The following is a 9,391-nucleotide window of genomic DNA, read 5'->3' as shown; positions in this document are numbered from 1 at the left end:
GCGCGGATCGTGCGGAGTGGTGAGCGGGTCAGCGGACGCTGAGCGGGCGCATGTCCGTCCACTGCTCCTCGATGCGGGCGAGGCACTCGGCCCTGGTGGCCGGCGATCCGATGGAGTCCCAGCCGTTCGGCAGCTCGCGGTCCGCGCGCCACACGGAGTACTGCTCCTCGTGGTTGACGACCACCAGGTAGGTCTGCAGGTCCTCGGTCTCGTCAGTCATTGCTTTTCGTTCCTCTCCCAAGAGCGGGCGGGTGCTGTGAAGATGACCTGGGAGGCAGCCGGTGTTCGGGTGGGGCCGCTGATGCCGGTCGAGGTGCCGTCCACCCCTGCCCGATCGCTGCATCCCGGCCGGGGGCCCTGCGGCCTCCGGTTCGGTTCGTCGTGATGACGATGTTCCACACCGCCGATATACGCCGGATCGCCGAGCCCTGGGCGGGCCGAGCGGAGCGGGAGAGGAGTCGGCGATCGGACGTGTATCAGCGTGAGATCGGCCGCGAGAAGACTGTTACTCGAAGCCAGCCCCCCGAGTGAACGGACACTCTGATGAAGCGATCGATACAGTCACTGGTGCTGCGTGTCGGTGCGACCGTGGCCGCGGCCGGGTGCGCGTCGGCTCTGGCTCTCGCGGTCTCGACGGCCCCGGTCCACCTCGGCGCCCCGGCGCAGGGCCGGTCGGTGGCGGTGCGGGCGGACGGGTCGGACCCGGTGGCGTCCCCCTCGCCGACGCCGGCGCCGGTCAACCCCGACGAGTGGAACAGCAAGGTCTGAGGCCGGCGCGGGTACCGCGGAGGTACCTGTGGTTCAGTCGCTCGCCGACCCCAGAGCCAGTTCGAGGTCGGCGACCAGGGTTCCCGCCTGAACGGCGTCCGGGAGCCCCAGCCCGGTGAACACGGCGCGTGCCTGCACCGCCCGGGCCAGCGCGGACCGGACCTCGCCCAGGTCGGCGAGGGCATGGCTGAGCGCGACCAGCGCGTGCCCGCGATCACGTTCCGCCCCCAGCTCCTCGCAGAGGACCAGCGCCTGCTGGGCCTCCGACAGCGCCTCGACGGACTTGCCCGTCATCCGCAGGGTGTCCGCGAGCCGGACCCGCGCCTGCGCCTCCTGACCCCGGATGCCCTCGGCCTCGCAGAGCGTCAGGCAGATCAGGTAGCTCGCGGCGGCGTCGTCGTAGCGCCGCAACTCGTGCAGGGCCAGACCGCGGACGTAGTGTGCGTAGGCGATGCCGTGATGGTCCGCGACCGCCCGGAGCGCGACCAGCGCGTCGTCGCAGGCCAGCAGTGCCTCCTGGGCCCGCCCGCTGCGAAGGCGGGCCTGCGCGGCGTTGAGCACGGTCGTCAGCTCGCCCGAGTGGTGGCCCAACTCCCTTGCCAGCAGCGTCCCCTGGTCGTAGTGGCGGACGGCGTCGGCGTAGTTCTGCTGGAGCTGGGCGATCAGGCCCTGGTCGTTGAGGGTCTGCTGGAGAATGACCCGGTCGTCCGCGCGCAGGCAGGCTTCGGTCGCCAGCCGGATGTGCAGTTCGGCCTCCGCCAGCTGGGTGTTCTGCAGCGCGGCGTTACCGCAGACGAACCGGGCCCGGCCCTCGGCGCGGTCGTCGCCCCGCAGCGCCGCCGTCTCCGCCACCGTCCGCGCCGCCTCGGCCAGTTGGCCGTAGGGAATGCCCTTGCCGTACGGGCTCAGGGAGATCACCAGGTCGGTCGCCGTGCGCAGCAGTCGGCCCTCGGGCCCGGGCGGGCTCTGGGTGGCCAGGGTCACCGCGTTGGTGATGCAGTCGAACTCGGTGGCCACCCAGGCCCGGGCCTCCGCCAGCGAGGCGAGCTGCGGACCCGCGGCGGGGCTGCGGACCAGGAAGACGCCGACCGGGTCGCCCGGAACCATGTGCCGGAAGGCGGTTGACCCTCCGGCGAGCAAGTGGTCGAGCAGTCGGCCCAGCGCCGCACCGCGCTCGTCGTCGTCGTCGGACGGCGGGGGAGCCGGGAGCTGTAGCGCGAAGGAGCGGACCAGGTCGTGGAACCGGTACCGGCCGGGCAGTGGCGCCTCCAGCATGGCGGCGTCCACCAGTGCTTCCAGCAGGTCCTCGGCGTCCTCCTCGGCCAGGTCGAGGGCCGCGGCGGCGGCAGCCAGTCCGACACCGGTCCGGGCCGTGGGCGCGAGCAGCCGGAACGCCCGGGCCTGATCATCCGTCAGTTGCCGGTAGCCCAGTTCGAAGGCGGCGGCCACCGCCAGGTCCCCGGCCCGCAGTTCACCGATGCGACGGCGCTGGTCGGCGAGCCGACGGGTCATCGTCTCCACCTGCCACTGCGGCCGCGCGGCCAGGCGCGCGGCCACGATCCGCACGGCCAGCGGGAGATGCCCGCAGGCGGTCACCAGTTCGGTGGCGGCCTGCTCGTCGGTGGCACGCTCCCCGCCGACGATCGAGCGGAGCAGGCCGATGGCCTCGTCGGTGGTGAAGACGCCCAGGTCGGCCTGGGCGGAGGTGGGCAGTCCGGCGAGCCGGGCACGGCTGGTGACGATCACCGCGCAGTCGGCCGAGCCCGGCAGCAGCGGTCTGACCTGCGCCGGATCCCGGGCGTTGTCGAGCAGCAGCAGGATCCGCCGCCCGTCGAGCATGGAGCGGAACAGCCGCGCGCGGTCCTCGGTCGCGTTGGGGAGGGCGTGCCCCGGAACCCCCAGCGTCGTGAGCAGACTGCCCAGTACCGTCCTCGGCTCGGCGGGCTCAAGACCGTTGCCGCCCAGGTCGGCGTACAACTGCCCGTCGGTGAACCGCGGTTTGGCCAGATGGGCGACCCGCAGCGCCAGCGTGGTCTTCCCGATGCCGCCCATGCCCGCGACGGACACCACGGGCAGCGACGTCCTGGTACTGCTGGTGAGCACCCGGCACAGGTCGACCACCTCGGTCACGCGCCCGGTGAAGTCGGCCGTGTCCGCCGGAAGTTGGGCGGGCCGGGAGACCAGGTGGGGGCGGCCGCCGCCGGGTGGCTCCTCCGGGTCCGCTCCGACCGGCGCCGACGGCTCGTCCGACTGCCCCTCCTGCGGTGCGGGTTCCGCCTCCGACCCCTGCTGGGCCTGCTGGTACCCCTGCCCCTGGGGGGCGGCGTTGAGCAGCGGGTCGCCGGCCAGGATGCGGGCATGGAGCGCACTCAGCTCCGGCCCGGGATCGACGCCCAGCTCCTCGGCCAGGATGTGCCGGGCCCGGGTGAACACCGCCAGCGCGTCGGCCTGGCGGCCGGAGGAGTACAGCGCCCGCATCAGGAACCCGTAGGGCCTTTCCTGGAGCGGGTGTTCGGCGATGAACGCGGTCAGCTCTGGTATGACGGCCGAGTTCCGCCCCAATCGCAGATTGTGGTCGAAGCGCTCTTCCAGCAGACCCCGCCGGAGCTCGTTGAGCCGTGAACGCTGCTGGTCCGCGTAGGGCCCCGGAACACCCGACAGCGGCTCGCCCTGCCACAGTCCCAGGGCTTCGCCCAGGAGTCGGCTGCAGTCGTCGTCCCGGCCCTGTGCGCGGGCCCGGGCGGCGTCAGCGGCCAGCTTCTCCGCGTAGTTCGCGTCCACCGAGTCCGCGGGAATCACCAACTGGTATCCGTCGTGCAGTGAAATGAGTACCCTGGGATCCGCACGGTCGATCTCCAGGGTCTGGCGCAGCCGCCACGCGTACGTGCGCAGGCTCGACAGCGCGGAATCCGGGGAGGCCTCGCCCCAGATCGCCGTGATGAGTTCGTGCGCCGAGGCCGATCGTCCGGGACGGAGCAGCAGGGCCACCAGAAGCGCCTGCAACTGTGGCGACCGGGACGCGAGAACGGTCTCGCCCCGATGGACGCGCACGGCCCCGAGCACGGAGAATCTGATGTCCTCGACCATGTTCCCTTCCCCCCACCGACGTTGACCACGGGACCTGGACACCTGCGGGAACGGCGGCGTCAGGACGCGAACGGCAGCCGATCGAACGGGCCGTCAGCAGCGGGTCCTCCCCGGCCCGAATCAATCGCATGGCGAGCCACTTGAGCTGCGGCGCAGTCCGTCGGGCACCCCCCCAACCCTGACAATGTAGTGCACCGGTGACCTCGGCGGGAATATCCACAAGCACGGAGAAAGGCGGATTTCGGGTCTTCCCGAAGACGTCCGGATGTGCCATGATCGGGCCGCTGATGTGCCCGAGGATTCCGAGTACGTGGATCCCGCTTCCCAGTCCGGGCGGTTTCGCCGACGCCCCGGCAAATGCGTGTGATTCCACGCCGACACACATTCTCAGCGTCCCCCCCGCGGTCGGCCCCGAGCCGGTCGGCCCCCGATCGGCGACCCCCGCGAGCGGCCCGGCCGTCGACACCGCGCCATGACACATGCCACATGCCACATACCGTCGAAGGAGCCCTGCCATGAACGAGTCCCCGCAGGTCCGCACCGCCCGCCCGCGCCGGTACCTGATGTGCCGCCCCACCTACTTCGAGGTGACGTACTCGATCAACCCGTGGATGGACCCCGCCAGGCCGGTGGACACCGAACTCGCCGTCGCCCAGTGGGAACGGCTGCTCGGCCTCCACCGGTCGCTGGGCCACCGGGTCGAGCTGATCGAACCGCTGGCCGGCTGCCCCGACATGGTCTACGCGGCGAACGGCGCGACGGTGGTGGACGGCAGGGTGCTCGGGGTCCGCTTCCGCAACGCGGAGCGGGCCGCCGAGGGCCCCGCCTACCTGGAGTGGTTCCGGGCGCGGGGCTACCAGGAGCTGTGCGACCCGGTCCATGTGAACGAGGGCGAGGGCGACTTCCTCGCCACCACCGGGTGGCTGCTGGCCGGAACCGGGTTCCGCAGCACCCCCGAGGCGCACGCGGAGGCCCAGGAGTTCTTCGGGCGCCCGGTGATCAGCCTGGAACTCGTGGACCCGCGGTTCTACCACCTCGACACGGCCCTGACCGTGCTCGACGGCGACGAGATCATGTACTACCCGGAGGCCTTCTCCGCCGAGAGCCGGGCGGTCCTGCGGCGGCTCTTCCCGGACGCGATCCTGGTGAGCGAGGCGGACGCGGAGGTGTTCGGCCTGAACGCGGTCAGCGACGGGCTCCACGTGATCCTGCCGGAGGCCGCCACCGGTGTGATGCGGCAGTTGCGTGAGCGCGGCTTCCGACCGATCGGCACCGACCTGTCCGAGCTGCTGAAGGGCGGTGGCAGCGCGAAGTGCTGCACCCTCGTCATCCGGGACGGCGTCGAGCGGGAGAGCGTCGAGCGGGACAGCGTCGTCAGGGACAGCTCCGGGGGAGCGGCTTATATCGCGGGGTGATCGGACGGATATCCAGTCCGTGTTCCATGGACCAAAGGGCTCACCGACAGCGGGAGCCCGAAGGAGGGAGGGCCATGGAGCTGCGATCGGACGCCTCCGCCGCGGACCCGCACGGCGGCAGTCGGCAGGGGATCACCCAGGCGGAGGCACGGGCAGCCTTCCTGCAGCGCATCGGCGGGGAGGCGGTGGACGCCGGGTGGTTCCTCGCCCGGGCGGACGCCGCGGCCCGACGCCACACCGGCCTGTTGGGCGCGGTGCTCGGCGCGGTCGCGCCGCACAGCGGGCAGGGCCCGGGGGAGGACCGCACGGCCGCCGTCCTCACGGCTCTGGCCGCCTACGGCGCGCTGGCGGCCCACCGGCCGGGGAGCCCGTCCGAGGAGTGGTCCTCGGCCTGGGGACTGGACCTGGCCACCGGCTCCCTGCGCCGGGTCCCCCGCGAGGACGCCTTCGGCGCGCCACCGCCACCCGGCCCCCCGTTCCGTCCCCCGGTGGGTGCGGCCGCCGGGCTCACCTGGATCGCCGCGGTGGAGACCGGCTTGGCGCAGCACCGCGAGGCGCTGCTGGCGCAGGAGGCACGGGTCGCGGCGGAGCCCGGTACGGCAGCCGCCGCTGCCCCGGCGATCGGCGTCGAGCGGGAGCCGCGACCGGCCGCACCGCGGGCTCCCCTCGGCCCGCCGCACTGGGCGCGCCCGGTCGAGGTGCTACGGGCCCACGGCCTGGCCCCGGTCGCGGTGCTGCTCGACCACGACCCCCAGGCGGTCGCGATCCTGCCCTATCTCGTCCAGATCGTGCTGGTGGAGACCGCTGGCTGAACTGACCGGGCACGCCGCTCCCCACCGCCGCCCATCAGCGGGCGACGTCCAGCAACTCCTCGAACCGGGGCACCAGTTCGGCGGGCGAGGGCAGCGCGGCGATCTCCTCCCGGGTGGCGACGGCGGCCGAGCGCAACTCGGCGTCGTGCAGCAGCCGTTCCAGCAGCACGCGGTCCACGGCGTCGTCGGCGGCGCGCAGCGCGAAGCCCCGGGCCTCGGCCGCGTCCGCGTTGGCGAAGTGGTCGGCGCCCTGCGGCAGCAGGAGTTGCGGCACGCCCGCGACCGCGGCGGTCAGCATGGTGCCGGAACCACCGTGGTGCACGATCGCGTCGCTCACCGCGAGCAGTTCGGCCAGCGGCACCCAGGGCAGCGCCCGGACGTTGGTCGGCAGCGGACCCAGCGCGGCCAGGTCGGTCTTCCCCAACGCCAGCAGGAACTCGGCATCCACGGAAGAAGCTTGATCAATCGTCAGTTTGATGGAGCGGACGCCGTCGAACTCGGGCAGCACGGTGCCGAGGGTGACCACCACCCGGGGCCGCGCCGGACGGCCGAAGAACTCGATCGGAACGGCCCCGCTGCCGTTGTACGGGACGTACCGGACCCGCCAGCCGGTGCCGTCGCCACCCAGCGACGGCGGCACCACGTCCAGCACGGTGCTCCTCCCGGTGCCGTCGCGCTCGGTCGGGACGCCGTGCGCCCGGTACTCCGGGGCCAGGTGCTCGGCCAGCCGGTCGACCATCCACTGCCCGGAAGCGACACCGAAGTTGTGCACCACCGAGGGGATCTTCAGCTTCCGCGCGACCAGCGGTGCCGACCCCTGGAAGGCCGCGTGCACGATCAGGTCCGGCTGCCAGGCGGAGGCCAGCTCGTCCAGGCCGGGCAGGGTCGACCGCGAGTGCTCGGCGAAGCCGACCGCGGCCACCCGGAACGTCTCCTCCTGCGACCGGCCCTCGCCCCGGTAGTTGCTGCTGCGGCCCGCCCGGGTGAACGCTTCGAGCAGGGTCGTGCCGTCGCCCACGTCGACCACCGGCAGCCCGGTGTTGTGGAGCAGGTCGACCGGGGTGGCGGCGGCGAAGACGACCTCGTGGCCGGCCGCCCGCAGCGCCTGGGCCGTGGACACCATGGGGAACAGATGGCCCGCCGAGCCGGGGCCGCTGAAGAGAACGCGCATGCTGGCTCCCTGTTGGGATACGGAGTTGAAGCATCGGCGTCCATTCAATGCGGCATTCCGATGCTCCAGCTCCGCAACCCGGAGAACTGGCTCGATCCCCGCGTCCGGCCCTGGGCGATGGCCGGATTCCGCCGGAGGAAATCCGATCCGATGGGAACTGCTCCCGGGCCCGCCGTCTGCGAACCAGCTGCCGGAGAAATCAGCGTCCGGGGAATTCCCCCCGGAACCGGGCGGCGTGTTCGCGGAATTCCGGCGGGGGTTCAGTGGGACCGGCGCGGCGTGGAGCTACGCGGCGGCGACGCTGCGTCGGGGTGAGCGGGTCCGGCTGCCGGAGGCGCCCTGCGCACCGCGGCTGCCGGAGGCCGCGGCGCGGTTGCGCGGGTTGCGGCCGGAGGCGCTGCGGCGGGGGCGTTCGACGATCGGGCTGCTGATCACGACCGGGATGCCGGTGGGGACGCAGGCACCGGTGATGCGGGCGAGCTCGGGGTCGCTGGAGTGGACCTGCGCGCTGTGGGGGGTGATGCCGGCGGTGTGCATCATGCGGGCCATCTCGCGGCGCTGGTTGGGCAGGACCAGGGTGACCACGGTGCCCGACTCACCCGCGCGGGCGGTGCGTCCGCCGCGGTGCAGGTAGTCCTTGTGGTCGGTGGGCGGGTCGATGTTGACGACCAGGTCCAGTCCGTCGACGTGGATGCCGCGGGCGGCGACGTTGGTGGCGATCAGCGCGGTGACCTGGCCGTTGCGGAACTGCTCCAGGGTGCGGGTGCGCTGGGGCTGGGACTTGCCGCCGTGCAGCGCCGCCGCCTTGACCCCCTTCGCGAGGAGGTCGAGCACCAGCCGGTCGGCGCCGTGCCGGGTGTCGGTGAACATGATGACGCCCCCGGCACGGGAGGCGATGTGCGCGACGGCCGCGCTCTTGTCGCTGTTCTGCACGTGGAGCAGGTGGTGCTCCATGGTGCTGACGGTCGCGGAGGAGGGATCGACCGAGTGGGTGACCGGGTCGTTCAGGAAGCGGCGGACCAGCCGGTCGACGTTGCGGTCCAGGGTGGCGGAGAACAGCATGGTCTGGCCGCCGGGGGCGACCTGGTCCAGGAGTTCGGTGACCTGGGGCAGGAAGCCCATGTCGGCCATCTGGTCGGCCTCGTCCAGGACGGTGACGGTGACCTGGTCCAGGCGGCAGTCGCCGCGCTCGATGAGGTCCTTGAGCCGTCCGGGGGTGGCGACGACCAGTTCGGCGCCGCGTTGCAGGGCCTGGGCCTGTCGGCTGATGGACATCCCGCCGACCACGGTCGCCAGCCGCAGCCGGACCGCGTGGGCGTAGGGGGTCAGCGCGTCGGTGACCTGCTGGGCGAGTTCGCGGGTGGGGACCAGCACCAGGGCGAGCGGCTGGCGGGCCTCGGCCCGGCGTCCGGCGGTGCGGGCCAGCACGGCCAGCCCGAAGGCGATGGTCTTGCCGGAGCCGGTGCGGCCGCGTCCCAGGACGTCGCGCCCGGCCAGCGAGTTGGGCAGCGTCGCGGCCTGGATCGGGAACGGCGCGGTGACGCCGTGGCGGGCCAGGGTGTCCAGCAGCGGGCGGGGCATGTCGAGGTCGGCGAAGGCCTCGACGGCCGCGAGCGCCGGTGTGGTGCTGACCGGCATCGCGAACTCGCCCTGGACGGAGTCGTTCTGACGTCCCCTCGGGGACGAGGGGCGCTGGCCGCCACTGGGGCGGCGGCCGTAGGAGGAGCCGGTGCCCTCGCCGCGCGAGGCCGCGCGGGCGTGGGGGCTGGAACTGCGGCCGGAGGAGCGGCTGGAACGGATCATGGGAGGACCTTCCTCAAGGGGCGCGTGTCGAGGAAGGCTCCAGGCCGCGCCGAAGACGCGCGGGGAGATCACACGAACGAGCCGGAAGAAAAGAATGCGGGGCGTGGACGGCGAACCGTGCGGCACGTCACCTACGGTCGGCGCACACCCAGAGCAGGCGGGGTGGCAGAAACCTCGAACCGTACTCGCAGGATGAAGCCAGGGAGTCACGGCAGGGGCGGCACCCGAACGCGGCGCGGAGCGTCTCGCGAGGGTGGGTCGCCGGTGGCGGAGCCAGAGAGGCTCAGGAACGAGCCGGAAGGAAATCCAGGGGGTGGTGCCACCTGCCCCCGCCA

7 protein-coding genes are annotated in these 9,391 nt (G+C 72.7%); 3 read left to right on the top strand and 4 right to left on the bottom strand.

The window, feature by feature from the left end:
- Positions 1 to 28: 28 nt before the first annotated feature.
- The gene (locus tag GXP74_RS28670) at positions 29 to 220 is read right to left on the bottom strand and encodes an MbtH family protein (RefSeq protein ID WP_182454137.1); all 192 of its coding nucleotides are present in this window, start codon (positions 218 to 220) and stop codon (positions 29 to 31) included.
- A 323-nt stretch (positions 221 to 543) separates the two neighbouring features.
- Here GXP74_RS28670 and GXP74_RS28665 point away from each other — a divergent pair, with 323 nt between their 5' ends.
- Complete coding sequence (locus GXP74_RS28665) at positions 544 to 768, top strand: hypothetical protein (protein ID WP_182454136.1); 225 nt, start codon at positions 544 to 546, stop codon at positions 766 to 768.
- 33 nt (positions 769 to 801) lie between these two features.
- On the opposite strand, the gene GXP74_RS28660 is transcribed toward GXP74_RS28665, so the two are convergent.
- Complete coding sequence (locus GXP74_RS28660) at positions 802 to 3,855, bottom strand: BTAD domain-containing putative transcriptional regulator (RefSeq protein WP_182454135.1); 3,054 nt, start codon at positions 3,853 to 3,855, stop codon at positions 802 to 804.
- A 515-nt stretch (positions 3,856 to 4,370) separates the two neighbouring features.
- Here GXP74_RS28660 and ddaH point away from each other — a divergent pair.
- Positions 4,371 to 5,270, top strand: a complete 900-nt coding sequence (ddaH, locus tag GXP74_RS28655; RefSeq protein WP_182454134.1) for a dimethylargininase — start codon at positions 4,371 to 4,373, stop codon at positions 5,268 to 5,270.
- A gap of 74 nt (positions 5,271 to 5,344) precedes the next feature.
- Positions 5,345 to 6,082, top strand: a complete 738-nt coding sequence (locus GXP74_RS28650; protein ID WP_182454133.1) for a hypothetical protein — start codon at positions 5,345 to 5,347, stop codon at positions 6,080 to 6,082.
- A 34-nt stretch (positions 6,083 to 6,116) separates the two neighbouring features.
- On the opposite strand, the gene GXP74_RS28645 is transcribed toward GXP74_RS28650, so the two are convergent.
- Positions 6,117 to 7,253: a nucleotide disphospho-sugar-binding domain-containing protein gene (locus GXP74_RS28645; RefSeq protein WP_182454132.1), complete on the bottom strand. Its 1,137-nt coding sequence runs from the start codon at positions 7,251 to 7,253 to the stop codon at positions 6,117 to 6,119.
- Positions 7,254 to 7,538: 285 nt separating this feature from the next.
- A complete protein-coding gene (locus GXP74_RS28640; protein WP_182454131.1) occupies positions 7,539 to 9,056 on the bottom strand; it encodes a DEAD/DEAH box helicase in 1,518 nt (505 codons plus the stop codon).
- Positions 9,057 to 9,391: the final 335 nt, after the last annotated feature.

The organism is Streptacidiphilus sp. P02-A3a (genome assembly GCF_014084105.1).
Lineage (GTDB): Bacteria > Actinomycetota > Actinomycetes > Streptomycetales > Streptomycetaceae > Streptacidiphilus.
This window is presented reverse-complemented; position numbering and strand designations above follow the sequence as displayed.

Coding starts and splice junctions, on each gene's coding strand:
- GXP74_RS28670 (WP_182454137.1), bottom strand. CDS start 220: ATGACTGACGAGACCGAGGACCTGCAGACCTACCTGGTGGTCGTCAAC.
- GXP74_RS28665 (WP_182454136.1), top strand. CDS start 544: ATGAAGCGATCGATACAGTCACTGGTGCTGCGTGTCGGTGCGACCGTG.
- GXP74_RS28660 (WP_182454135.1), bottom strand. CDS start 3,855: ATGGTCGAGGACATCAGATTCTCCGTGCTCGGGGCCGTGCGCGTCCAT.
- ddaH (WP_182454134.1), top strand. CDS start 4,371: ATGAACGAGTCCCCGCAGGTCCGCACCGCCCGCCCGCGCCGGTACCTG.
- GXP74_RS28650 (WP_182454133.1), top strand. CDS start 5,345: ATGGAGCTGCGATCGGACGCCTCCGCCGCGGACCCGCACGGCGGCAGT.
- GXP74_RS28645 (WP_182454132.1), bottom strand. CDS start 7,253: ATGCGCGTTCTCTTCAGCGGCCCCGGCTCGGCGGGCCATCTGTTCCCC.
- GXP74_RS28640 (WP_182454131.1), bottom strand. CDS start 9,056: ATGATCCGTTCCAGCCGCTCCTCCGGCCGCAGTTCCAGCCCCCACGCC.